Origin of the sequence: Pseudomonas sp. SC11 (assembly GCF_047039205.1) — a bacterium.
Lineage (GTDB): Bacteria > Pseudomonadota > Gammaproteobacteria > Pseudomonadales > Pseudomonadaceae > Aquipseudomonas > Aquipseudomonas boreofloridensis.
In genome coordinates, this window is record NZ_CP178183.1 from 62,848 (window position 1) to 85,928 (window position 23,081).

The 23,081-nt window shown below is 64.5% G+C and carries 21 protein-coding genes and 1 pseudogene; 14 read left to right on the forward strand and 8 right to left on the reverse strand.

Annotated features, from left to right (window positions below; genetic code table 11):
- Positions 1 to 32 precede the first annotated feature (32 nt).
- Genes znuB through zur form a run of 3 tightly spaced genes read right to left on the reverse strand, consistent with a single transcriptional unit; the run spans position 33 to position 2,063 of the window.
- The gene (gene znuB / locus ACK2SD_RS00315; protein ID WP_039582060.1) at positions 33 to 815 is read right to left on the reverse strand and encodes a zinc ABC transporter permease subunit ZnuB; all 783 of its coding nucleotides are present in this window, start codon (positions 813 to 815) and stop codon (positions 33 to 35) included.
- Complete coding sequence (znuC, locus tag ACK2SD_RS00320; protein ID WP_039582057.1) at positions 808 to 1,581, reverse strand: zinc ABC transporter ATP-binding protein ZnuC; 774 nt, start codon at positions 1,579 to 1,581, stop codon at positions 808 to 810. Before znuC ends, znuB begins: the two co-directional genes overlap by 8 nt.
- Positions 1,578 to 2,063, reverse strand: a complete 486-nt coding sequence (zur, locus tag ACK2SD_RS00325) for a zinc uptake transcriptional repressor Zur (RefSeq protein WP_412461073.1) — start codon at positions 2,061 to 2,063, stop codon at positions 1,578 to 1,580. The genes znuC and zur overlap by 4 nt, the downstream gene beginning before the upstream one ends.
- Positions 2,064 to 2,129: 66 nt before the next feature.
- Here zur and ACK2SD_RS00330 point away from each other — a divergent pair, with 66 nt between their 5' ends.
- Positions 2,130 to 3,035 carry a zinc ABC transporter substrate-binding protein gene (locus tag ACK2SD_RS00330; RefSeq protein ID WP_412461074.1) on the forward strand — a complete coding sequence of 302 codons (906 nt, stop codon included), beginning with the start codon at positions 2,130 to 2,132 and terminating at the stop codon, positions 3,033 to 3,035.
- A gap of 64 nt (positions 3,036 to 3,099) precedes the next feature.
- Here ACK2SD_RS00330 and ACK2SD_RS00335 read toward each other — a convergent pair whose 3' ends face one another.
- Positions 3,100 to 4,050, reverse strand: coding sequence for a homoserine kinase (locus tag ACK2SD_RS00335; protein ID WP_412461075.1), 951 nt, complete (start codon positions 4,048 to 4,050; stop codon positions 3,100 to 3,102).
- Positions 4,051 to 4,123: 73 nt separating this feature from the next.
- The gene (locus tag ACK2SD_RS00340; protein WP_029612500.1) at positions 4,124 to 4,411 is read right to left on the reverse strand and encodes a DUF2782 domain-containing protein; all 288 of its coding nucleotides are present in this window, start codon (positions 4,409 to 4,411) and stop codon (positions 4,124 to 4,126) included.
- A gap of 75 nt (positions 4,412 to 4,486) precedes the next feature.
- Between ACK2SD_RS00340 and polA the strand changes: the two genes are divergently transcribed.
- Positions 4,487 to 7,234, forward strand: coding sequence for a DNA polymerase I (gene polA / locus ACK2SD_RS00345; protein ID WP_039582051.1), 2,748 nt, complete (start codon positions 4,487 to 4,489; stop codon positions 7,232 to 7,234).
- Between the two features lie 298 nt (positions 7,235 to 7,532).
- Here the strand turns inward: polA and yihA are convergent, their stop codons facing one another.
- Positions 7,533 to 8,165 carry a ribosome biogenesis GTP-binding protein YihA/YsxC gene (yihA, locus tag ACK2SD_RS00350; protein ID WP_116889889.1) on the reverse strand — a complete coding sequence of 211 codons (633 nt, stop codon included), beginning with the start codon at positions 8,163 to 8,165 and terminating at the stop codon, positions 7,533 to 7,535.
- Between the two features lie 181 nt (positions 8,166 to 8,346).
- Here yihA and ACK2SD_RS00355 point away from each other — a divergent pair.
- The 7 genes and pseudogenes from ACK2SD_RS00355 (at position 8,347) to ACK2SD_RS00385 (ending at position 15,679) form a co-directional block, all read left to right on the forward strand.
- Positions 8,347 to 8,644, forward strand: a pseudogene (locus ACK2SD_RS00355) (cytochrome c5 family protein).
- Between the two features lie 31 nt (positions 8,645 to 8,675).
- Entirely contained in the window at positions 8,676 to 9,293 is a 618-nt protein-coding gene (locus ACK2SD_RS00360; protein ID WP_116889887.1) for a c-type cytochrome, read from the forward strand.
- Between the two features lie 192 nt (positions 9,294 to 9,485).
- The gene (dsbA, locus tag ACK2SD_RS00365; protein ID WP_029612507.1) at positions 9,486 to 10,118 is read left to right on the forward strand and encodes a thiol:disulfide interchange protein DsbA; all 633 of its coding nucleotides are present in this window, start codon (positions 9,486 to 9,488) and stop codon (positions 10,116 to 10,118) included.
- Between the two features lie 11 nt (positions 10,119 to 10,129).
- Positions 10,130 to 10,984: an endonuclease/exonuclease/phosphatase family protein gene (locus tag ACK2SD_RS00370; RefSeq protein ID WP_412461076.1), complete on the forward strand. Its 855-nt coding sequence runs from the start codon at positions 10,130 to 10,132 to the stop codon at positions 10,982 to 10,984.
- Positions 10,985 to 11,062: 78 nt separating this feature from the next.
- On the forward strand, positions 11,063 to 13,117 hold the full coding sequence (locus ACK2SD_RS00375; protein ID WP_412461077.1) for a diguanylate cyclase: 2,055 nt from the start codon (positions 11,063 to 11,065) through the stop codon (positions 13,115 to 13,117).
- A gap of 87 nt (positions 13,118 to 13,204) precedes the next feature.
- Positions 13,205 to 13,981: an N-acetylmuramoyl-L-alanine amidase gene (locus tag ACK2SD_RS00380; protein ID WP_116889883.1), complete on the forward strand. Its 777-nt coding sequence runs from the start codon at positions 13,205 to 13,207 to the stop codon at positions 13,979 to 13,981.
- A gap of 75 nt (positions 13,982 to 14,056) precedes the next feature.
- Positions 14,057 to 15,679 (forward strand): EAL domain-containing protein, encoded by a 1,623-nt coding sequence (locus ACK2SD_RS00385; protein ID WP_412461078.1) that lies wholly within the window; start codon positions 14,057 to 14,059, stop codon positions 15,677 to 15,679.
- Between the two features lie 21 nt (positions 15,680 to 15,700).
- Here the strand turns inward: ACK2SD_RS00385 and ACK2SD_RS00390 are convergent, their stop codons facing one another.
- Together ACK2SD_RS00390 and algB are read right to left on the reverse strand one after the other, a co-directional pair.
- Positions 15,701 to 17,479, reverse strand: coding sequence for a KinB sensor domain-containing domain (locus ACK2SD_RS00390; RefSeq protein ID WP_412461079.1), 1,779 nt, complete (start codon positions 17,477 to 17,479; stop codon positions 15,701 to 15,703).
- Positions 17,476 to 18,822, reverse strand: coding sequence for a sigma-54-dependent response regulator transcription factor AlgB (algB, locus tag ACK2SD_RS00395; protein ID WP_039582036.1), 1,347 nt, complete (start codon positions 18,820 to 18,822; stop codon positions 17,476 to 17,478). The genes ACK2SD_RS00390 and algB overlap by 4 nt, the downstream gene beginning before the upstream one ends.
- Positions 18,823 to 19,035: 213 nt before the next feature.
- On the opposite strand from algB, the gene ACK2SD_RS00400 reads away from it, so the two are divergent.
- The 5 genes from ACK2SD_RS00400 (at position 19,036) to gltP (ending at position 23,064) form a co-directional block, all read left to right on the forward strand.
- On the forward strand, positions 19,036 to 19,857 hold the full coding sequence (locus tag ACK2SD_RS00400; protein WP_412461080.1) for a BON domain-containing protein: 822 nt from the start codon (positions 19,036 to 19,038) through the stop codon (positions 19,855 to 19,857).
- Between the two features lie 175 nt (positions 19,858 to 20,032).
- Positions 20,033 to 20,317, forward strand: coding sequence for a hypothetical protein (locus ACK2SD_RS00405; protein WP_039582031.1), 285 nt, complete (start codon positions 20,033 to 20,035; stop codon positions 20,315 to 20,317).
- Positions 20,318 to 20,369: 52 nt separating this feature from the next.
- Positions 20,370 to 20,531, forward strand: coding sequence for a DUF1328 domain-containing protein (locus tag ACK2SD_RS00410; RefSeq protein WP_023532363.1), 162 nt, complete (start codon positions 20,370 to 20,372; stop codon positions 20,529 to 20,531).
- Positions 20,528 to 20,998 (forward strand): inhibitor of vertebrate lysozyme family protein, encoded by a 471-nt coding sequence (locus tag ACK2SD_RS00415; RefSeq protein ID WP_412461081.1) that lies wholly within the window; start codon positions 20,528 to 20,530, stop codon positions 20,996 to 20,998. The genes ACK2SD_RS00410 and ACK2SD_RS00415 overlap by 4 nt, the downstream gene beginning before the upstream one ends.
- Positions 20,999 to 21,729: 731 nt before the next feature.
- Entirely contained in the window at positions 21,730 to 23,064 is a 1,335-nt protein-coding gene (gltP, locus tag ACK2SD_RS00420; RefSeq protein WP_029613190.1) for a glutamate/aspartate:proton symporter GltP, read from the forward strand.
- Positions 23,065 to 23,081 lie beyond the last annotated feature (17 nt).

Here is a 23,081-nt window from a genome sequence, read left to right on the forward strand (position 1 = left end):
AGGTAAAGGTTGCACGGTGCGACCTTCAGGTGTCAGCGCTTGGGCAGTGCCAGGCTCAGCAAGAATAGCACCGCCGCGCAGACCACGATCGACGGACCGGCCGGGGTGTCCTTGAACCAGGACATCGCCAGGCCGCCACAGACCGCGGCCACGCCCAGCAGGCTGGCGCCCAACGCCATCTGTTCGGGCGAGCGGGCGTGACGTTGTGCCGCGGCGGCGGGAATGATCAGCAGCGAGGTAATCAGCAGTACACCGACGATTTTCATCGCTACCGCGATGACCACCGCGATCAGCAGCATCAGCGTCAGGCGCAGTCCCGCCACCGGCAGGCCTTCGACCCGCGCCAGTTCCTCGTGCACGGTGACCGCCAGCAGGGGGCGCCAGAGCGCGGCCAGCAAGGCCAGCACCAACACGCTGCCGCCGAGGATCCAGGCCAGGTCGGTGCTGCTGATGGCCAGCAGGTCGCCGAACAGATAGGCCATCAGGTCGATGCGCACATCGTGCATGAAGCTCAAGACCACCAAACCCAGCGACAAGGTGCTGGGGGCGAGAATGCCGAGCAGGGTGTCCGACGCCAGCGGCTGGCGCTGCTGCAGGGTTACCAGCAGGATTGCCAGCAGCAGGCAGCCGATGGTCACCGCCAGGGTCGGGCTGACGTCCAGGGCCAGGCCCAGGGCCACGCCCAGTAACGCCGCATGGGACAGGGTGTCGCCGAAATAGGCCATGCGCCGCCAGACCACGAAGGAGCCCAGCGGGCCGGCGACCAGCGCCAGGGACAATCCGGCAAGCAAGGCGTAGAGAAGAAAATCAGCCATGCTTGCAGTGCTCTCCGTGGACATGGGCGCCGGGGGCGATCACGGCGCCATGCAGGTCGTGGCTGTGATCGTGATGATGGTGATAGACCGCCAGGCTCGGCGCCGTCTGGCCGAACAGCTCGACGAACGCCGGGTCGCCGCTGACCTGCTCTGGGTGGCCCGAGCAGCACACATGGCGATTCAGGCAGACCACCTGGTCGGTGGTGCTCATCACCAGGTGCAAGTCGTGGGAGACCATCAGCACACCGCAGCCGTAGCGGTCGCGCAAGCGGGTGATGAGGTTGTACAGCTCGCCCTGGCCGACCACATCGACGCCTTGCACCGGTTCGTCGAGCACCAGCAACTCGGGCTCGCGCAGCAGTGCGCGGGCCAGCAGCACGCGCTGCATCTCGCCGCCGGAGACGGTCTGGATCGGGCTGTCGATGACCTGTTCAGCGCCCACCTCGCGCAACGCCGCCAGCGCCCGAGCGCGGTCCACGCCGGGTACCAGGCGCAGGAAGCGCAGCACCGACAGCGGCAGCGTGGCATCGACCTGGATTTTCTGCGGCATGTAGCCGATACGCAGGCGCGGCTTGCGCCAGACCGTGCCACGGTGCGGCTTGAGCAGGCCGAGCACGGCACGCACCAGGGTGGTCTTGCCGGCGCCGTTGGGGCCGATCAGGGTGACGATCTGGCCGGGTGCGACCGCCAGGTCGATGCTGTCGAGCACCGCTTCGCCGGCAAAGCTCACGCCGACCTGCTCCAGGCGGATCAGCGCGTCGCTCATGCGGCGCTCCGGCAGTTGGCGCACAGCCCGACCACTTCTACGGTCTGCGTCTCGACGGTGAAATTCACCGCCTTGGCGCTGGCGACGATGGCATCGCTGATGCTGTCCTGCTCCAGCTCGATGGCCACGTGGCAGGCGCGGCAGATCAGGAATTGTCCCTGATGCTTGTGTTCGGGATGGCTGCAGCCAATGAAGGCGTTGAGCGAAGCGATGCGGTGCACCAGGCCATTTTCCAGGAGAAAGTCCAGCGCGCGGTAGACCGTCGGCGGCGCGGCGCGGCGGCCGTCCTGCTCGCTGAGCACGGCGAGGATATCGTAGGCACCCAGCGGCTTGTGGCTTTGCCACACCAGTTCGAGCACGCGCCGGCGCAGCGCGGTGAGGCGCAGCCCCTGGCGCGTGCACAGGGTGTCGGCTTCGCTCAAGGCGCTGTGCACGCAACGGGAATGATCGTGGGGACGGTTGGCCAGCGGGGTGATAGACATGGGCGGCGACGATTATCGGCGGAGACGTTATTATGTTACCTGTTTCTGACGAGTCGAGTATTCACCGTGTCCCGATTCCTTGCCCTTTTTGTCGCTTTCATCGCTTTTTCCGCCCACGCAGACGTGCGGGTGCTTACCAGTATCAAGCCCCTGCAGCAGATCGCTGCAGCGGTTCAGGACGGCGTTGGCCGCCCTGACGTACTGCTGCCGCCTGGGGCTTCGCCGCACAACTACGCGCTGCGCCCCTCCGATGTGCGCAAGGTCGGCGATGCCGACCTGCTGTACTGGATCGGACCGGACATGGAGAGCTTCCTGCCGCGGGTGTTGAAGAACCGCAGCAAGCCTACGGTGGCGGTGCAGTCGCTGCCGGGCATGAAGCTGCGCCACTTCGGCGAGGACAGCCATTCCCACGAGCAAGACCAAGACGATCACGACCATGACCACCGCCCCGGTTCGCTCGACGCGCACCTGTGGCTGTCGTCGATCAACGCGCGGGTGATCGCGGCGAAGATGGCCAGCGACCTGGCGGCGGCCGACCCGGCCAACGCTGCGCGCTACCAGGCCAACCAGAAAGCCTTCGCCGAGCGGCTGGACGCGCTGGATCAGCGGATCAAGACGCGGGTCGCGGGTATCGCGGGCAAGCCTTACTTCGTGTTCCACGAAGCCTTCGACTATTTCGAGGCCGAGTACGGCCTGCGCCACACCGGCGTGTTCAGCGTCGCCGCCGAGGTGCAGCCGGGGGCGCAGCATGTGGCGGCCATGCGCACGCGTTTGCAGCAGGTGGGCCCGACCTGTGTGTTCAGCGAGCCGCCCATTCGTCCGCGTCTGGCCGAAACCTTGGTGGCGGGACTGCCGGTGAAGTTGGCCGAGCTTGACGCCTTGGGCGGGACCGACCCGGTGGACGGCACGGGCTATGAGCGCTTGCTGGAGACGCTCGGAGGGGATTTGGCGGGGTGTTTGGAGAGCCTCTGAGGCTCTGATCCCAAAGGGGCGGCCTCATCGCGGCGGGTCATCGCCGCGACGAGGTGCTTGCCTGTCACAAGGCGATGGGCAGCTTCAAGGCCACATGCTGACGCTGGGCCAGGCGGACCTCGAACTCGCGGGGGTCATGGATGGTCACGTCCATGCCGGCGAAATCACGGGCGGCGATCAGCCGCGACAGCCAGAACCGCACGCAGCCCACGCGCAGCATCACCGGCCACAACTCGGCTTCGGCCGCCGTGAAGGGCCGTAGCCCAGCGTAGGCGTCGAGCAGCGCCTGGGCATGCGGCAGGTCGATACCGCCGTCGGCGTCCAGGCACCAGTCGTTCAGGGTAATGGCGATGTCATAGAGCATCGGCCCGGAGCAGGCGTTGTAGAAGTCGATCAGGCCGCTCAAGTGAGTGCCTTCGAACATCACGTTGTCGCGGAACAGGTCGGCGTGCAGGTTGGCCCTGGGCAGTGCGAGAATCTGCGCCTTATGCGCTTCGATTTCCTGCAAGGCGCTACGCAGCAACCCGCTCTGCTCGGCGTCCAGGCCCGGCAGCAGCTCGGCGCCGGCGCTGAGCATCCAGTCCAGCCCCCGGTCGGTGCGGCGTTCGATGATGCGCTCGCGGGTGGCCAGGTGAATGTGCGCTAGCAGTTCGCCCACTTGCGCGCAGTGTTGGTTGTTCGGGGCTTTCACATGCTTGCCCGACAGCCGCGGTTGCAACAGCGCCGGCTTGCCGCACAACTGGCGCAGACCGTGGCCGTCGCGGTCGCGCACGGCGTAGGGCACCGGCATGTCGGCGTCGTGCAGCACATCGAGCAAATCGATGAAGAACGGCAGGTCCTCGGCCGGCCCGCGCTCGATGAGCGTCAGGACGAACTCCCCCTTTTCCAGGCTGACGAAGAAGTTGCTGTTTTCGGTTCCGGCGGCGATGCCCTGGAAGTCCAGCAGGCGGCCCAGCTCATACGGCGCCAGAAAGGTTTCCAGCTCGGGCCGGGACACGGGGGTGAAGACTGACATGTTGAAAAGCTGCCCATGCAGGCACTTCCAACTGGGAAGTGCCGGGTTGATGAGAACGGTACGGGTGACTACCTCACCATTCGAAGATTTTCCAGGACGGAATCAGCATGTCCGGCTGGTCGGATCGAATGAAGTTGCCGTCGGAGCCATCGGCGCGTACCAGGAAATATGGCTTGCCGTGTTTCGGCGTGACCTTGATCGCGTATAGGAAGCCGTTTTGACGGTACTCCTGGATGGTGCGATCGCCTTCCGTGCGAATGGTTACATCGGGATCGGCCGATGGGGCCTCGTCCGCCGCCAGTGCCAGGACCGGGGTAATGGCCAGCAGGCTGAGCAGTAACAGGCGAATGGGTGTGCGCATGATAACCTAAGTCCTTTTGTCGTCACTGATCCGGCTATTCTAGCGCCGGACCCGTCGAAAAGGTTGATTCCTCTCATGAGCCAAGCGCCCCTCGTCCTGGTGGACGGTTCGTCCTACCTCTACCGCGCCTTCCACGCCCTGCCGCCGCTGACCACCTCCAAGGGCATGCCGACCGGCGCGGTCAAGGGCGTGCTGAACATGCTCAAGAGCCTGCGCCGGCAGTACCCCGACGCGTTGTTCGCGGTGGTCTTCGACGCCAAGGGCGGCACCTTCCGTGACGCCATGTTCGCCGAATACAAGGCCAACCGCCCGAGCATGCCCGACGACCTGCGGGTGCAGGTCGAGCCGCTGCACGCCAGCGTGCGGGCGCTTGGATACCCACTGCTGTGCGTCGAGGGCGTCGAGGCCGACGACGTGATCGGCACCCTGGCGCGCAGCAGCGCGGCGGCCGGGCGCCCGGTGATCATCTCCACCGGCGACAAGGACATGGCGCAACTGGTGGACGGCCACATCACGCTGGTCAATACCATGACCGGCAGCGTGCTGGATGTCGCCGGCGTGCATGAAAAATTCGGCGTGGGGCCTGAACACATCATCGACTTCCTCGCCCTGATGGGCGACAAGGTCGACAACATCCCCGGTGTCCCCGGCGTTGGCGAAAAAACCGCCGTGGGCTTGCTGACCGGCATCGGTGGTGGTCTGCGCGAGCTGTACGAGAACCTCGACAAGGTGCCGAGCCTGGCCATTCGCGGCGCCAAGAGCCTGCCGGCCAAGCTCGAAGAGCACCGTGATGCGGCCTTCCTCTCTTACGAACTGGCCACCATCAAGATCGATGTCGAGTTGGACATCGCCGTGGACGCGCTGGTCTGCGGCGAGCCTGACCGCGAGGCCTTGCTGGCGCTGTACACGGAAATGGAGTTCAAGAGCTGGATCGCCGACGTGCAGCGCGACGCCGCCCGCGAAGGCGCTTCGATCGAGCCGGTGGAGGCGCCGGCGGCCAAGGTCGAGGCCAGGTACGAAACCGTCCTCGATCAGGCGCGCTTCGACGTCTGGCTCGACAAGCTGCGTCAGGCACCGCTGTTCGCCTTCGACACCGAGACCACCGGGCTGGACGCGCAGCGGGCCGAACTGGTCGGCGTGTCGTTCGCGGTCGAGCCCCACGAGGCTGCCTATGTGCCGCTGGCCCACGACTACGAGGGCGCGCCGCAGCAGTTGGACCGTGATGCGGTGCTGCTGGCGCTCAAGCCGCTGCTGGAAGACCCGGCCAAGGCCAAGGTCGGGCAGAACGCCAAGTACGACATCAACATCCTGGCCAATTGCAGCCAGCCGATCGAGGTGCGTGGCGTGGCCTACGACACCATGCTCGAGTCCTACGTGCTGGACTCCACCGCCACTCGCCACGACATGGACAGCCTGGCCCAGAAGTACCTCGACCACCGCACCATCGCGTTCGAGGACATCGCCGGACGCGGCGCCAAGCAGTTGACCTTCAACCAGATCCACCTGGACAAGGCAGGCCCCTACGCGGCCGAGGACGCTGACATCACCTTGCGTCTGCACCTGGCGCTGCAAGCCCGCCTGGCGCGTACGCCGAGCCTGCAGCCGGTGCTCATGGACATCGAGATGCCGCTGGTGCCGGTGCTGGCCAAGATCGAGCGCCAAGGCGCGCTGGTCGACGCCGCCTTGCTCAAGGTGCAAAGCGGCGAGCTGGGGGTGAAGATGGCCGAGCTCGAGCGCCAGGCGTACGAGTTGGCGGGCGAGCCGTTCAACCTCGGCTCGCCCAAGCAACTGGGGGTGATTCTGTACGACAAGCTGGGCATGCCGGTGCTGAGCAAGACCGCCAAGGGTCAGGCCTCCACCGCCGAGGCGGTGCTCGCCGACCTGGCCGCCGAAGGTTATCCACTGCCGACCGTGCTGATGGAGTACCGCTCCCTGAGCAAGCTCAAGAGCACCTACACCGACAAACTACCCGAACAGATCAACCCGCGCACCGGGCGCATCCATACCTCGTACCAGCAGGCCGTGGCCGCCACCGGGCGACTGTCCTCCAGCGACCCGAACCTGCAGAACATCCCGGTGCGTACCCTCGAGGGCCGGCGCATCCGCCAGGCCTTCGTCGCCAGTCCGGGCTACAAGCTGCTGGCGGCGGACTACTCGCAGATCGAGCTGCGTATCATGGCCCACCTGGCCAAGGACGAAGGTCTGCTGCACGCCTTCCGCAATGACCTGGACGTGCACCGGGCCACCGCCGCCGAAGTGTTCGGCGTGGCACTGGAGGCGGTCACCCACGATCAACGGCGCAGCGCCAAGGCCATCAACTTCGGGCTGATCTACGGCATGAGCGCGTTCGGTCTGGCCAAGCAGATCGGCGTGGATCGCAAGCAGGCGCAGGATTACATCGACCGCTATTTCGCCCAGTACCCCGGCGTGCTGGCCTACATGGAGCGCACCCGCGCCCAGGCGGCCGAGCAGGGGTTCGTCGAGACCTTCTTCGGCCGCCGTCTGTACCTGCCGGACATCAACGCCAAGAACCCGGCCCTGCGCCGTGGTGCCGAGCGCACGGCGATCAACGCGCCGATGCAAGGGACCGCCGCCGACATCATCAAGCGGGCCATGGTCAACGTCGATCATTGGCTGGCCGACAGCGGCCTGGATGCGCGGGTGATCCTGCAGGTGCACGACGAACTGGTGCTGGAGGTGCGCGAGGACCTGGTGGAGCAGGTGCGCAACGAGATTCGTCCGCACATGAGCAACGCGGCTCAACTGGACGTGCCGTTGCTGGTCGAGGTCGGTGTCGGCGCCAATTGGGACGAAGCCCACTGAGGCGAGCGCTGGCGGTCTGCGGCGTGAGCGCGCAGGCCGCTACAGTGCGAAAGATGAAACCTGTGCAATTAGTTTTCCGGGCTCAGGAACTAAACCCGTGAAGTGCAACTCAGAGTACCTGAATGGCTGGTGAAGCCGTTCGATGCTCCTATGTTGTGTTAAGTGTTGGCAGATATCTGGATCCCGCCCTAGCGGTCCGGACTTGAACCCCGAACTTCCCCCTCCCCATATGAAGTCCGGGGTTTTTTTTGCCCGCAATTTGCCATTAGGCGTCGAACACTGCGGGCAAACAGGCACCTCACGCCGCCGGCTTGTCTTCCAGCGCCATCCAGTCCGCCAGCACCCGGTATGCCTCTTCCAGGCCCTGGCGCTTGGGCGCCGAAAACAGCTGGATGGAGGCCGCATCGCCCCAGCCCTTGCGAATCTCCGCCTGGACCTTGAGCAAGGTGTTCTTGGCCGCACCGTGGGTGAGCTTGTCGGCTTTGGTCAGCAGGATGTGCATGGGCATGCCGCTGGCCTTGGCCCAGTCGAGCATCATCTTGTCGAAGTCGGTCATCGGGTGGCGCACATCCATCAACAGGATCACCCCACGCAGGCACTCGCGCCCGCCCAGATAGGCCTCCAGGTGCCGCTGCCAGTGCTGCTTGAGCGGAATCGGCACCTTGGCGTAGCCATAGCCCGGCAGGTCGACCAGGCGGCGCTCGTCGTCGAGGCTGAAGAAGTTGAGCAGTTGGGTGCGCCCTGGCGTCTTGGAGGTGCGCGCCAGGCTGGCGTGGGTCAGGGTGTTGAGGGCGCTGGACTTGCCGGCGTTGGAGCGCCCGGCGAACGCCACCTCGTAGCCCAGGTCTTGCGGGCATTGTTCGACCTTGGCGGCGCTAAGGGCGAATTTGGCCTTCTGGCAGAGGCCGAGGATGGGGTTTTTGAGTTGCATGGGTTATCCGAAGTGCGTGTTGCCTGATCCAGGCCACATTTCCGTTTACGGGGAGCACGTATATAATGCCCCAGTTTTTGTGTGCTCATTCTCCCAACGTAGGAGAGCGGGCATGGGGTGCCGAACACCAGCTTGCGCATCAGAACGCAGCGCGGCCCCCAACCCTGTCAGGTCGTTGCGCATGGCGAAACGGCTGCTGGCGAGCGGTAGGTTCCACCGTTTTCAGCGCACAGGCTACACAGGATCCCGAGGCGTGACCAACCGCAGCGATGCGCAGGGTCACGCGGCATCGCCGTCATCGGCCCTCTGCAGGGCAGACAGCGTCGAGGGAGCCTGGGCTGGCGCAGGTTGTGAGCGGGCCGTTGACGCACGTTGCTCAGGGTTTCAAGGCTATGCCGTCGCGTGGATTGTGCATGGACTGCAGTACCGAGGACTACCGGTCGGTCATCCTTTGGATGAGCGGCAGTCCCGATACATAACATTTCACCCTTAGCCGTGTTGGATGAGCTGATGAACAAACTAGTCGTGAGTCTGCTGTTGACCATGGGCGTCGCAGCGGCGGCCGTTGCCGCCGAGCCCATCAAGGGCGATGCCGCCGCCGGCCAGGCCAAGACTGCGGTCTGCGGTGCCTGCCACAACCCCGACGGCAACAGCCTGGCGCCGAACTTCCCGAAACTGGCCGGCCAGGGCCAGCGCTATCTCGAAAAGCAATTGCACGATATCCAGTCCGGTAAACGCCAGGTGCTGGAGATGACCGGCATGCTCGCCGGCCTGAACGATCAGGACCTGGCCGACATCGCCGCCTATTTCGCCAGCCAGAAAGGCAGCGTCGGCGCCGCCGATCCAAAGCTGGTCGAGCGCGGCCGCGCGCTGTTCAATGGCGGCGACCTGGACAAGGGCATGCCAGCCTGCACCGGTTGCCACTCGCCCAATGGCGAAGGCATCGCCCTGGCCGGCTTCCCGCACCTGAGTGGCCAGCATGCCCAGTATGTGTCCAAGCAGCTCACCGACTTCCGTGAAGGCAACCGCAGCAACGACGGTGATGCCATGACCATGCGCACCATCGCCGGCAAGCTGAGCAACAAGGACATCGAGGCGCTGGCCAGCTACATTCAAGGGCTGCACTGAGGCACGGCGTTAACGCTCGGCTAATGCGGTGTCGTGGAATATCGGTCGGCGCGGACATCCGACCGATGGCCAGGCTGAGTGCTGGCTGCCTTTTTTGCGCGCTCAGCCGTTACACTACAGAACTCGAGCCCGTCGTGGCCTGTCTGAGCACAGGTCGCGTCGAGGCGACCACAGATCGCCCAGGAGTAAAGCATGCGTAAACTGATTCTCAGCACTGCGCTGGTCGCCGCCAGCGTCTTCGGTATGACTGCCGTCCAGGCCGCCGAGCCGGTGGCAGGCAAGGAATATATCGAGCTGAGCCAACCGGTGCCGGTGTCCGAGCCTGGCAAGATCGAAGTCGTCGAGCTGTTCTGGTACGGCTGCCCGCACTGCTACCACTTCGAACCGACCCTCAATCCCTGGGTCGAGAAGCTGCCCAAGGACGTCCACTTCAAGCGCGTTCCGGCCATGTTCGGCGGCCCTTGGGACGCCCACGGCCAGATGTTCCTGACCCTTGAAGCCATGGGCGTCGAGCAGAAGGTTCACGCTGCCGTCTTCGACGCCATCCAGAACCAGCGCAAGCGCCTGACCGATCCGAAGGACATGGCCGATTTCCTCGCCACCCAGGGCGTGGACAAGGACAAGTTCCTCGCCACCTTCAACTCCTTCGCCATCAAGGGCCAGGTCAACCAGGCCAAGGAACTGGCGAAGAAGTACGAAATCACCGGCGTACCGAGCATGGTCGTCGATGGCAAGTACCGCTTCGACCTGGGCACCGCCGGCGGGCCGGAAGGCGTGCTGAACGTTGCTGACCAGCTGATCGCCAAGGAGCGCGCCGCCAAGTAGGCGGCGTCACCATGGCCCGTTTGCGTCAAACGCGAAGCGTCGGCCTGCACCAGCCGCGGGTCAACGAGCATCACCTGCAGGCCCCCGGCCTGCCGGAAGATGGTCGCCTGCGGCTGCTGAGCTTCAACATCCAGGTCGGCATCAGCACCGAGCGCTACCGTCATTACCTGACCCGCAGTTGGCAGCACCTGCTGCCGCACAACGGTCGGGCCGGCAACCTGCAGAAAATCGGCGAGCTGCTCGGCGATTTCGACCTGGTGGCCCTGCAGGAAGCGGACGGTGGCAGCCTGCGCTCGGGCTACATCAACCAGGTCGAGCATCTGGCCCAGCTCGGGGCATTCCCCTATTGGTATCAGCAGCTCAACCGCAACCTCGGGCGTTTCGCCCAGCACAGCAACGGCGTACTCAGCCGCCTGCGCCCCCAGCATCTGGAAGACCACCCCCTGCCCGGCCCAGCCGGTCGTGGTGCCATTCTGGTGCGCTTCGGCGAGGGTGAGGACGCGCTGATCGTGGTGATGATGCACCTGGCGCTGGGCGCCAAGACCCGTGCGTTGCAACTGGCCTACATCCGCGAGCTGATCGGCGGCTATCGCCACCAGATTCTCATGGGCGACATGAACACCCATGCCAACGACCTGCTCGAGCGCTCGCCGCTGCGCGACCTCGGCTTGATCGCGCCGCAAGTCGAGGCCACCTTCCCCAGCTGGCGCCCGCAACGCTGCCTGGACCACATCCTGCTCAGTCCGAGCCTGACCCTGGAACGGGTCGAGGTGCTGTCCCAGCCCATCTCCGATCACCTGCCCGTGGCCGTGGAGATCCGTTTGCCCGCTGCCCTGACGCCCGATGCCCTGCCGGCGGTGCGCTGAAGCGCTCAAGACTTGGCGCTTCTCGCCGACATCCAGTAGTTACCCTTCCCCGATGCCATCACCGTTGCGGACCCAGGCATGACCGACGAAGCCGAGCGCTGGAAAGAAAAGTACCTCAAGAGCCTCGAGCAGCAGGAGAAGCTGGAGCGGCGCTGGGAAGCCCGCCTCGACCTGCTGCGCCGTGGCCTGGTACGCAGCACCCTGGCTGCCGAGGGCAGCGACAAGGTGGTCGACCAGTGCATGAAGGAAATGCGCGAGGTGATCCGCGGCGACAGCATGGACGCCGGGCTGGCCGGCCTGATCCCGCGCCTGGAAACGGCGGTACTGGAGTCCGAACAGCGGCGCGAAACCCGCATGAACCAGGTCAGCGATGCGCTGACCTCGCTGGTCACCCAGTTGCAGGGCTTGGAACTCCCCGGCGATGTCTCCCGGCCGCTGAAAAAGCTGGCCAAGAAGCTCGATGGCGGCGTCAGCCAGTCGCGTGAATTGCCGCCGCTGCTCGGCGAGCTCAGCGGCTTGCAGGCCCAGGCGCTGTCGTCACTGCGCAAGGCCGGCGAGGACAGCCGCCCTGGCCTGTTCCAACGCCTGTTCGGTGGTCGGGACGAGAGCGCTGCAGCCGAGCCCGTAGAGCCGCAGGCGCAAACGCTGCGACCGCCTGCCGAAGCGGTGATCGCGTCGCGCTCGGACCCTGAGCCCGAACCCGCCAGCCAGCCCGTCGTCGAACCCATCCTTGAGCCTGAGGCGCCCGTCCCGCCGCAGCCGATGCCGCCTGTTGTCGAGGCCAAGCCCGCCCGTGCCGAGCCTGAGTCCTTGGCCGAAGCGCGTGTCGAATCGCCTGCGCAAGCGCCGGCCGAACTCCACGCCGATCAGCCTCTGCCGCCGTCGGTCGAAGCGGCCGAGCCTGTTGTCAGTGCCGAGCCTCAGGGCGAACCCGAATCCGTCGAGGTCGTTGCGCCCTGGGCGCCTGTCGAGACGCTGGCGACCCCTGAGGCGCCGCTTGAGGAGGATACGTCCGCCACCACCCCGCTGGCCGAAGGTGCGCTCGATGAAGACGCCACCTACGCCCTGCCCGATGCCGTGGAGCCGCCCTACAGCCAGGTTGCCGAGCATATCGAGCACACCCTGCTTGGCCTGCTCGACGACCTCAGCCTGCCGGAGCGGCATCAGGCCCAAGCCCTGGAGATGCGCGAGCGGGTTGCCCGCGGGCTGAACTGGTACGAGCTGATTCCCGTGCTGGACGATCTGGCGGTGCTGATGTTGGCGATCAACGACAGCGGCCAGCACGAGTTCGAGCGCTATCTGCAACAGATCAACGAGCGCCTGGAAAGCTTCCAGAGCCATTTGCAGGAGGCTAGCGCAGGGCACGCCGACAACAGCAGCGCCGCGCGCCAACTGGACGACCAACTGCGCGAGCAGGTCGACGGCCTGCAAAGCAGCGTGCAGGGTGCAGTCGACATGGACAGCCTCAAGCAGTTGCTGGACAGCCGCCTGGAGGGCCTGCTGGTCACCCTCGATCAGCACCAGCACGAACGCGACCGCCGCGAGCAGGCCCTGGCCGTGCGTTTGCAGGGCTTGGCCGAGCGCGTCAGCAGCATGGAGCAGGAGGCGCTCGGCTATCGCGAGCACCTCGAAGAGCAGCGGCAGAAGGCCCTGCTCGATCCGCTCACCGGATTGCCCAACCGCGCCGCCTGGGCCGAGCAGGTCGAGCGCGAAGTCGGCCACTGGCAGTCCGAGGGCGGGCACCTGGCCATGGCCATCCTCGATCTCGACCACTTCAAGCGCATCAACGATGGCTACGGCCACTTGGCAGGCGACAAGGTACTGAAGATCGTCGCCGATCAATTGCGCAAACGCCTGCGCGGGCGTGACTTCATCGCCCGCTTCGGCGGCGAGGAGTTCGTTCTGCTGCTGCCGCAGAGCGCGCCGGAGGCGGCGTTGCAGGTGGTCGAGGGTTTGCGTGCGGCGGTCGCGGCCTGCCCGTTCCACTTCAAGGGCGAGCGCGTTGTGGTCACCACCTCCATCGGCCTTACTGCGCTGCGCTCGGGCGAACGCGGCGAGCAGGCACTCAAGCGTGCGGACGAGGCGCTGTACCGGGCCAAGAGCCAGGGCCGCAATCGAATCGAGCTGGGCTGACCGTCAGGTCGAAGGTTTTCCTGACTGGGTAATCGCCAGCAGCTCGTTATACTGTATCGCTGACTGCCCTCATGACGTGCCCCGCCAATGAAAACCCTGATCACCACCCTGTTCCTCGTGCTCCTCACCGGCTGCTCCAGTGGCCTGCGCATCGACCGCAGCCACCCCTCGGCCAACCAGGACAGCCGCATCCAGTTCGTCGTCCTGCATTACACCAATGCTTCGCTGGAGCGCTCTCTGGCGCTGCTCACCCACGGTGAGGTCAGCAGTCATTATCTGGTTGGCGATGGCAATGCCACGGTCTATCAGTTGGTGGATGAAAACCGCCGCGCCTGGCACGCCGGCGAAAGCCAGTGGCAGGGCCGCACTTGGCTCAACTCCAGCTCCATCGGCATCGAGATCGTCAACCCTGGCTACACCGACACGCCGACCGGGCGTGTCTGGCACCCGTACAGCGAAGCGCAGATCCAGGCCGTGATCGCCCTGGTCAAGGACATCGTTCAGCGCAATGGCATCGCACCGCGCAACATCATCGGTCACAGCGACATCGCGCCGCTGCGCAAGCTCGATCCAGGGCCGATGTTCCCTTGGAAGCGCCTGGCCGATGCCGGGCTCGGCGTCTGGCCGAATGCCAATGCGGTGGCACGTCAGCAGGTGTATTTCGAAGCCAACCCGCCCAGTGCGCTGTGGTATCAGCAGCAGTTGGCGCGGTTTGGCTACGCCATCGAGCAGACCGGCGAGCTGGATGTCGCCACCCGCCACGTGATCGGCGCCTTCCAGATGCGTTTCCGCCCGCAGCTGTTCGACGGCACGCCCGATGCGCAGACAGCCGCGATGCTGCAGGTGCTCAATACCCAGCGTTGAGCCGGCAGGCTAAATCGTCACGAGCCAATTCACCATCCAGTTGCTATACCTTGGTTATTCAACTGGATGCCGCGCATGCCCTTGTTCATCGCCACCGTGCGTCAAATTATCAGCAGTCCCTGGTTGCAGGCGGTACTGGTGGCGCTGGCCAGCGCCAGCGTGCTGCTGGCGGCCAGCGTCGGTGTGTCGGTGCAACAAGCCAGGCAGCATGAAAGCGCGCAGATGAACGCGCGCGGCGAGCGCTTCCTGGAGCGCCTGGAGCAAATCTTCGGGCAGTTGCGCGAGGGCGTCGATCATTTGCAGGCGGTCGCCAGCCGCCAATGCGACGCGCCCATGCGCCAGGCCCTGCGCGACGTGGGGTTGAACTATCGCTTCGTCTACGAGGCGGTCTATCTCGATGGAGCCGTCGCGTGTTCCAGCCGAGGTGGCGGCCAGGTCATCCGGCCTGATCGCGCCCCCGATATCCATGGTCCCACCTACAGCTATTGGCTCAATACCTCAGCCGAACCCAACGACAACCTCGCCGCGCTGGTACTGGGGCGAGGTTCGTTCCTGGTCTCGACCTCGCGCGGACACCTGGCTGACGCGGTGGACCTGCCGCAGGGCGGCAGCCTGCTGGTGGTGCTCGATGGCGGCCGGCGCGCCATCCCGGTCCTGGGCCCGCCGCAGCCCTGGCCTCCGACGCCCGACTGGCCACCGCCCTCGCCCAAGGCCTTGCTCGAACTCAGCGATCGCCTGATTTACCGCATGCCCACACAGTTTCCCGACTATCAACTCGTGCTCATCGTGCCCCGGCAGAGCCTGCCCCTGCCGGGCGACACGTTGCTGTGGCTGATGATCGGCGCCAGCCTGCTGTTGGCCAGCCTGCTGGGATGGCTGACGCTGCGCCTGATTCGTCGCCGCCGCTCATTGGGCGCGAAGCTGCGCAAGGCCTTGCGGCGCGGTGAGTTACAAGTGCTGTACCAGCCGATCTTCGAGCTCGACAGCCGCCGCTGTGTGGGCGCCGAAGCGCTGGTGCGCTGGCGGCGTGCGGACGGCAGCCTGACCAGCCCGGAACTGTTCATTCCGCTGGCCGAGGACACCGGGCAGATCCAGCAGATCACCGACTTCGTGCTGCAGCGTGTGCTGGAGCAACTGAGCCCGCTGTTGCGGGCTCATCGTCACTTGTACATTTCGATCAACCTCGCCGCCTGCGACGTCATGCTGCCGCGCATCGGTCATGTCGCCGCGCGGCTACTGGCCCAGCACCGTGTGCCCGCGCAGCAACTCGCGTTCGAAGTCACTGAGCGCAGCCTGGTCGATGTGGTCGCTGCGCGCGATACCTTGCAGGCCCTGCGCGCAGCGGGTCACCAGATCCTGATCGACGACTTCGGCACCGGCTATTGCAGCCTGTCGTACTTGCAGGCCTTGCCGGTGGATGGCCTGAAGATCGACAAGGCCTTCATCGAGGGGCTCGGCCAGGACACGACTAACAGTGCCATCGCCCCGCACCTCATCCGCATGGCCCATGACCTGCACTTGCGGGTGATCGCCGAAGGTATCGAGTCGGAAGCGCAGGCGGCGTTGCTGGCCCTGGAGGGGGTCAAGCATGGACAAGGATGGTTGTTCGCCCATCCGCTGAGCGCCCGGGAGCTGATCGACTCGATCGGTCTCGGGCGTCGGGTGCAGCCGCGCTGGCGCAGCAAGGCCAAGCCCTGAACGGCCAGCCTGCGCTCGTCCTCAGACCGGCAGCGCCATGTAGAACTGCGTGCCCTGCCCTGGTCGGGAGAACACGCCCATGCGCCCGCCATGCAGTTGCACGATCTCTTTGCACAGCGCCAGGCCCAGGCCGGCGCCACCTTTCTTGCGCCCGACCTGCACGAACGGTTCGAAAATCCGTCCCTGTTGGCCGTAGGCGATGCCCTCGCCATCGTCCTCGACACTGACGATGACGCGCTCGGCATGTCGCCGTGCATGCAGGCGGATGTGACCGCCGCTGGCGGTGTGGCGGATGGCGTTGTGCAACAGGTTGTCCAGCACCCGGTCCAGTTGCGCGGCGTCGGCCTGGATGCGTGGCAAGGGTTGCTCGAGCTCGCTAACCAGCTCGATCTGTTTGTCCGCGGCCGATTCGGCGAAGCGCGCCTGCGCCCGCTCGAGCAGTTCGTCGATGGCGCAGGGCGCCAGCTCCAGCTTCTGCAAGCCATTCTGGTAGCGGGAGAAGTTGAGCAGGTCGTTGATCAGTTGGGTCAGGCGCTGCATTTCTTCGCCGATGGTGTCGAGCAGGTCATGCTCGCGGGCCTCGGGTGGGAACTTGACCCGCTCGCGCAGCAGGCCGAAGGCCATGTGCATGCCGGTGACCGGTGTGCGCAACTCATGTGAGGCGCGCAGGACGAACTCGCTGCGCACGCGCTCGAAGGCGCGCTGCTCGGTGACGTCGTGCAGCACCATCACTGCGCCCAGGATCGGTCCTTGAGGGTGGCTGACCGGGGTCAGGCTGAAGGTCAGCAGCCGAGTTTCTTCGTCGATCTCGATGCTCAGGTCTTCCGGCGCACGGTCCAGGCTGCCGCCGCGCAGGACCTGGCGCATCTGCTGCTCCAGCTCAGGTCGACTGAGTGCTTCGGCCAGGCTGCTGCCGACCCGCGAAGCGTCCCAGCCCAACTGGCGCTGAGCGACCGGGTTGAGGTGCTCCAGACGGCCCTGGCGATCGATGATCAGCAGGCCGTCGTCGATGCTGTCGAGCACTGCCTGCAGGCGCTGCTGCCCGGCCAGCAGCTCGTCGACGTTGGTGGCCTGGTGCTTGCGCAGGGCGTCGGCCATCAGGCCGAAGCGGCGTGTCAGCAGGCTGAGCTCATTGGCTTGAGTGATTGGCAGGGTCACCTCGAAGTTGCCCTGGCCGACCTGGTCGGCGGCCTTGGCCAGCGCCTCGATCGGCTGGCCGAAGCGACGCGCCAGGTTGTGCGCGGTGACGAAGCCCAGCACCACCACCGTCAGCCCCATCAGGCCGAGCACTCCGCTGACCAGCAATGCGCGCTCGCGGGTGTGTTCTTCACTGCGGGCGATCTGCTCCAGGGCCTGGCGATGCGAGTCGATCAGGTCGTTGCGCACCTGGTTGAAGGCGGCGCCCAGTGGGTTATCCAGGCCCATGCTGCGCCACGGCTCGGGGCTGTCGCGGTAGGCCCGGAGAAAGGCTGGGTAATGGCTCTGCGCTTTGCCAAAGCCCGTGCGCTCGCCGCCCTGCTCCAGACCGGTCGCCAACAGCGTGCTGAAGCTGTCCTGCAGGTGGGTCAGGCTTTTCGGATCGGTCTGCGGGTCGAGGATCAGCGTCAACTGCTCACCCAGGTTCTGCCGCAGCTTCAGGCCGATTTCCAGGGTGTGATTGGTCTCGCGCACCATCTGCTGCTGCACCGAGGCCATCTGCAGCACGCTGATCAGCCCCAGTGCCAGGCCCAGCAGCGCGACGGTCACCAGCGCCGAAAGGCTGAGGAACAGCCGCGTGCGCAGCTTCATGTGCCACTTCACAGGTTGTACTGCTTGCGTTTGCGGTACAGCGTCGAGGCGTCGATGCCGAGCGTCTTGGCGGCTTGGTCGAGGGTGTCGCTGGCGGCCAGCACTGCACCGATGTGCGCGCGTTCCAGTTCGTCCAGGCTCAGGGCTGCGCCGACCCGTGGGGCGTTGCCGGTGGGTTGCTCGCCCATGCCCAGGTGGGTGATTTCCACGCGCTCCTGCGGGCAGATGATGCTGGCGCGTTCGATCACGTTGCGCAGTTCGCGGATGTTGCCGGGCCAGCGGTAATTGAGCAGTGCCGAGCGGGCTTCGTCGCTGAAGCCGCGGGCCGGACGCGAGTATTCCTTGACGAAGCGCGCCAGGAAACGGTCGGCCAGGGTGAGGATGTCTTCGCTGCGCTCGCGCAGGGGCGGCAGGTGCAACGTGATGACGTTGAGGCGGTACAGCAGGTCTTCGCGGAAGCGACTCTCGCGCACCATTTCCTCGAGGTTGAGGTTGGTTGCCGCCAGGATGCGCACATCGGCGCGACGGGTGACCGGATCGCCCACCCTCTCGTATTCCTTGTCCTGAATGAAGCGCAGCAGCTTGGGTTGCAGGGTCAGCGGGAAGTCGCCGATCTCGTCCAGGAACAAGGTGCCGCCATCGGCCTGGTTGACCCGTCCAAGGGTGCTCTCGCTGGCGCCGGTAAAGGCCCCGCGGGTGTGACCGAACAGTTCGCTCTCCATCAGCTCGGCGTTGAGCGACGGGCAGTTGATGGTGACGCAGGCCTTGCGTGCGCGTTTGCTCCAGCCATGGATGGCGCGGGCCAACTCGCCCTTGCCGGTACCGGATTCGCCGAGGATGAGAATGTTGGCATCAGTGGTGGCCACCTGCCGTGCGGTTTCCAGCACCGCCATCATTTGTGGACTGTGCGAATCCAGGCCGTCCTTGGGTTTGCGCACTTCGCCTTCGAGCGCTTCCAGTCGAGCCGACAACTGCCGCACCTCCAACTGCTTGGCGGTGGCCAAGCGCAGTTGATCGGGGCTGCAGGGCTTGACCAAGTAATCGGCGGCGCCAGCCTGGATGGCGTCCACCGCGGTGTCGATCGCCGAGTGTGCGGTGACGATGACGACCCGCATCCATGGCGCCTGGATACGCATTTGCGCCAGCACATCCAGGCCATTGTCTTCACCCAGGCGCAGGTCGAGGAAGCACAGATCGAACACCTGGCGCTGCAGCAGTGTCTCTGCCTGGGCAGCACTGTTGGCCGTGGCGACGTTGTAGCCCTCGTCTTCGAGGCAGTAACGGAAGGTACGCAGGATCGCGGACTCGTCGTCCACCAGCAGAATGCGGCCTTGGTTATCCTGGGCTGATTCCATTTTTCCTGCGCTCCTGTGGGAATGATCTGGGTTAGTGTCGGAAAAATCGGGCAAGTTGCATGGTCGATTCTGAAGGATTACGCCCTATGCAGGCTAGCTGTTGCCTAGGTTATTGGTTAACCGATTGAAATAGTTATGTTTTTTACGCTTTTTTCAACCTGGCATGCAGGTTGCGATGAGCGTGGGATTTGTCACGAATAAAGGAGAAGCCCAATGTCTTTGTTCTCGCGTCATACCGTTCTGGCCGCCAGCCTGTTGTTGGCGGCGGTCCCCGCCTTTGCCGATTCCGTACAGGACGCTCGCCTGGAGGGCGCGGTGCAGACGGCGGTGTCCCTGAACAAACTGCTCAACCCGTTCCGCATCGAAGTCCAGGTCGAGGGCGCCCAGGCCCGCCTCAGTGGCGAAGTGGAAAACCCGGTCGAGCGTGATCTGGCAGAGCGCGTGGCCCTGGCCACCCGGGGCATCGAGCGGGTGGACAACCGGCTGCAGGTCAATCCGCAACTGGCCGAGCGGCCGCTGGAATTGCGGGCCTATGCCCAGCGCCTGGAAGACGCCACCCTCACCTCCGTCATTCGCGCTCGGCTGTTGTGGAGCCGGGTCACCGAGAAGGCGCCGATCGAGGTCGAGAGCCGCGAGGGCGTGGTGACCATGCGTGGGCGAGTGGACAACGTCGAGGCCAAGGAACAGGCCGGGGTGATCGCCCGAACGACCGAGGGTGTGTATCTGGTCAATAACCTGATCAGCCTGGACTCGGCCGCCATGGCTCTGTCCCGCGACAAGCCAGTGACCGCGCCGAGCGGGCCGCAGCCCAGCGATGCCTGGATCATCGACAAGGTGCAAAGCAGCTTGCGCTTCAGTCGCAACCTGGACGGCCCGAATATAAAGGTGGCGAGCCAGGACGGCATGGTGCGCTTGTCCGGTGAAGTGGTGAGTAATGAACAGAAGTCCATCGCGGTGCAGATCGCCGGGCAGATCCTGGGCGTTCGTGGGGTCGACGCCGACCTCTTGAAGGTCGCCAGCAAGGTCGAGGGGTGATCGTGCAAAACGCACGGGCTGCACGACGTCATCGTGCAGGATACGTTCCCCAGTGGTTTTGATTTATTTGTTAAGTGATTGATTTATAAGGTTTTTTATTTGATTAAAAACCTGGCATGCAGGCTGCAATACCTACTGCAAGAGTTGGATAACAACATTTGCAGGAGTCGCCGGCATGAATCGCCAATCCGTCAATCGTTCGCAGGTCGCCGCGTTGTCCGTACACCCGATGGTGTATCTGGTTGTGGCTCTGGTACTGACCCTGGCTGCCGGCCTGTTCTACCACAGCGTGCAGACCGCACGTCTGGCCGATCAGGTGGCTGCGCAAACAGCGCTGCTGGCGCAACTTCGCACCACCCACGCCAACACCTTGGTTCGAGCCGCTCAACCGCTGCCGGCGACCAATGCCTCGCCGGCCACGGTCGAGCGCATCGTTCCACAAGAGCGCTGGGTGTTCTGACGGCACACCGATTCAACCCTGGAAAGAATCCCGAAAAGAAAGGAGAAACACCATGCTGAGCTGGGCTATCACATTCCTGATCATCGCTATCGTCGCCGCAGTGCTGGGCTTCGGTGGTATCGCCGGCGCCGCGACCGGTATCGCCAAGATCCTGTTCATCGTGTTCCTGGTGCTGTTCGTCGCTTCCTTCTTCTTCGGACGCGGACGTCGATGAAACAGGTGCTCCGCAATGTTCTGGCCACCGCCCTGCTGCTGGGCGGTGCGACCGGGGCGCTGGCAGGTAATGACGGTCAGATGCGAGTGGGCCAGCTGCTAGGGTCCGACGAGCAGTATCGGCAGGCTTGGCAGAAGGCGATCAAAGGGGAGGAGCGGTTGCCCGAATGGGTGATCAACCTCAGCGGCAGCTCGAATGAGCAGATGTCCGCCGTCACCGAGGACGGTGACAAGTACATGGTCGGGCCGCTCTGCGAGTCCGAGACCAACTGCAAGTACAAGCGTTTGATCGTAGCGTTCAGCTGGGACAAGGACAATGCCTACGCAATGTTGGTCGAAGTGCCCGAAGGCCTGCCTTCGGACAAGTCGCCAACGCGGCATGCTGATTACCGCTGGCTGGGTAAACCGAACGAAGGCATGCAGCAGTTGCTCAAAGAGCAGCTCAAGCGTGACCCGAACTGGTACTGACCAGCGGTCGTCGTTTGTAATCAGATGGAAGCCTGCAGCCTTCAAGCTTGCGGCTTCTATGATGCGCGGCGCCGATGAGGGGCTGCACATGACCAGGGGGCCGGGCCGCTTTGATCGATTCAGGGTCGGAGTGGCCTAGGGGTACAGGGAGTACCCCCGATGAGGGCCGGGTCAGGAGCGACAGCATCGGAAGATCCAGGTCAGTGCGGGCACATGCAGACCCGCCACGCTGACCTGGCTTCCGGAGCGTCCATTGATCGTTTGAAACCCTGCTTTACGCAATTTCCCGCCGAGACACATTTTGTCTCAACCGTATGTCGAAAAAAATCCTGCGCTTCGGTTCCGCCAGTGGACCGTTAAAGTGCCCATTCGGATTGTCGAACACCCTCCTTTTAGCGCTCTGCACATCTGGTCATTTCGGCCGTGAAATGGCACGTCGGTCGTGTTCGGAAAACCGAATACGCTGATTTTTCAGCGGCTGTATTGGCCGAAATAGCCGTTTCTGTTATGCCGATTCGGCATGGGGTAGTCGTTTACGGCATTAGACTGGCCCGGCCCTCATCGCAATAGTTGCGCCTTTTTCGCAAGCCCGAGCGTTCTTTCGCTCGCGGGCGGCGGCCTTCCAAGCGGGTCGCCGGACGGAAGCCCATCGCTGGCCGTTTCATTGCCGAAGGCTCTGGGACGCGCTTTATAGCCGGGCAACCCAAGACCACTACAACAAAGGTAATGACATGAAGAAGGCAAAACTGAGCCTCGCCTGGCAGATCGTGATCGGTCTGGTACTGGGCGTTGCAGTCGGCGCGCTACTGAATCATTTCAGTGCAGAAAAGGCATGGTGGATCAGCAACGTCCTTCAGCCCGCCGGCGACATCTTCATTCGCCTGATCAAGATGATCGTCGTCCCGATCGTGATTTCGTCGCTGATCGTGGGTATCGCCGGGGTTGGCGATGCGAAGAAACTGGGCAGCATCGGCCTGAAGACCATTCTCTACTTCGAAGTGGTGACCACGATCGCCATCGTGGTAGGCCTGGTCATGGCCAACGTGTTCCATCCGGGTGCCGGCATCGACATGAGCACCCTCGGTACCGTCGATATTTCCAAATACCAGGCCACGGCGGCCGAGGTGCAGCATGAGCATGCGTTCATCGAAACCCTGCTCAACCTGATCCCGTCGAACATCTTCGCCGCGCTGATGCGTGGTGAAATGCTGCCGATCATCTTCTTCTCGGTGATGTTCGGCATGGGGCTGTCGTCGCTCAATGCCGAGCTGCGCGAACCGCTGGTGCGGACCTTCCAGGGCGTATCGGAGACCATGTTCAAGGTCACCCACATGATCATGAACTACGCGCCGATCGGTGTGTTCGCCCTGATCGCCGCCACGGTCGCCAACTTCGGCTTCGCCTCGCTGCTGCCGCTGGCCAAGCTGGTGCTGCTGGTGTACTTCGCCATCGCCTTCTTCGCCTTCATGGTGCTGGGTCTGGTGGCGCGGGTGTTCGGCTTCTCGATCATCAAGATCATGCGCATCATGAAAGACGAGCTGATCCTCGCCTACTCCACGTCCAGCTCCGAGACCGTGCTGCCACGGGTGATCGAGAAGATGGAGAAGTACGGCGCGCCGAAGTCGATCTGCTCGTTCGTGGTGCCCACCGGCTACTCGTTCAACCTCGACGGCTCGACCCTGTACCAGAGCATCGCGGCAATCTTCATCGCCCAGCTGTATGGCATCGACCTGTCCATCGGCCAGCAACTGATGCTGGTGCTGACCCTGATGGTCACCTCCAAAGGCATCGCCGGTGTGCCGGGCGTGTCCTTCGTGGTGCTGCTGGCGACCTTGGGCAGCGTGGGTATTCCGCTGGAAGGCCTGGCGTTCATCGCCGGTGTCGACCGCATCATGGACATGGCCCGTACCGCCCTGAACGTGGTGGGCAACGCCCTGGCCGCGGTGGTGATCGCCAAGTGGCAGGGGATGTACGACAGCGCCAAGGGCGAGGCGTACTACAACTCGCTGTTCCAGGCCGGCGCCAAGCCACACGCCGTGGCGACGGGCAAGACCGTCAACCAGTAAACCTGGCGTTGCACCCA

Bases quoted from the DNA above. Each gene is read 5' to 3' on its own strand.
- ACK2SD_RS00360 (WP_116889887.1), top strand. From the start codon at position 8,676: ATGAACAAACTAGTCGTGAGTCTGCTGTTGACCATGGGCGTCGCAGCG.
- yihA (WP_116889889.1), bottom strand. From the start codon at position 8,165: ATGCAACTCAAAAACCCCATCCTCGGCCTCTGCCAGAAGGCCAAATTC.
- ACK2SD_RS00335 (WP_412461075.1), bottom strand. From the start codon at position 4,050: ATGTCAGTCTTCACCCCCGTGTCCCGGCCCGAGCTGGAAACCTTTCTG.
- polA (WP_039582051.1), top strand. From the start codon at position 4,487: ATGAGCCAAGCGCCCCTCGTCCTGGTGGACGGTTCGTCCTACCTCTAC.
- znuC (WP_039582057.1), bottom strand. From the start codon at position 1,581: ATGAGCGACGCGCTGATCCGCCTGGAGCAGGTCGGCGTGAGCTTTGCC.
- ACK2SD_RS00415 (WP_412461081.1), top strand. From the start codon at position 20,528: ATGAAACAGGTGCTCCGCAATGTTCTGGCCACCGCCCTGCTGCTGGGC.
- zur (WP_412461073.1), bottom strand. From the start codon at position 2,063: ATGTCTATCACCCCGCTGGCCAACCGTCCCCACGATCATTCCCGTTGC.
- ACK2SD_RS00385 (WP_412461078.1), top strand. From the start codon at position 14,057: ATGCCCTTGTTCATCGCCACCGTGCGTCAAATTATCAGCAGTCCCTGG.
- dsbA (WP_029612507.1), top strand. From the start codon at position 9,486: ATGCGTAAACTGATTCTCAGCACTGCGCTGGTCGCCGCCAGCGTCTTC.
- ACK2SD_RS00375 (WP_412461077.1), top strand. From the start codon at position 11,063: ATGACCGACGAAGCCGAGCGCTGGAAAGAAAAGTACCTCAAGAGCCTC.
- ACK2SD_RS00380 (WP_116889883.1), top strand. From the start codon at position 13,205: ATGAAAACCCTGATCACCACCCTGTTCCTCGTGCTCCTCACCGGCTGC.
- ACK2SD_RS00370 (WP_412461076.1), top strand. From the start codon at position 10,130: ATGGCCCGTTTGCGTCAAACGCGAAGCGTCGGCCTGCACCAGCCGCGG.
- gltP (WP_029613190.1), top strand. From the start codon at position 21,730: ATGAAGAAGGCAAAACTGAGCCTCGCCTGGCAGATCGTGATCGGTCTG.
- ACK2SD_RS00410 (WP_023532363.1), top strand. From the start codon at position 20,370: ATGCTGAGCTGGGCTATCACATTCCTGATCATCGCTATCGTCGCCGCA.
- ACK2SD_RS00405 (WP_039582031.1), top strand. From the start codon at position 20,033: ATGAATCGCCAATCCGTCAATCGTTCGCAGGTCGCCGCGTTGTCCGTA.
- znuB (WP_039582060.1), bottom strand. From the start codon at position 815: ATGGCTGATTTTCTTCTCTACGCCTTGCTTGCCGGATTGTCCCTGGCG.
- ACK2SD_RS00340 (WP_029612500.1), bottom strand. From the start codon at position 4,411: ATGCGCACACCCATTCGCCTGTTACTGCTCAGCCTGCTGGCCATTACC.
- ACK2SD_RS00400 (WP_412461080.1), top strand. From the start codon at position 19,036: ATGTCTTTGTTCTCGCGTCATACCGTTCTGGCCGCCAGCCTGTTGTTG.
- algB (WP_039582036.1), bottom strand. From the start codon at position 18,822: ATGGAATCAGCCCAGGATAACCAAGGCCGCATTCTGCTGGTGGACGAC.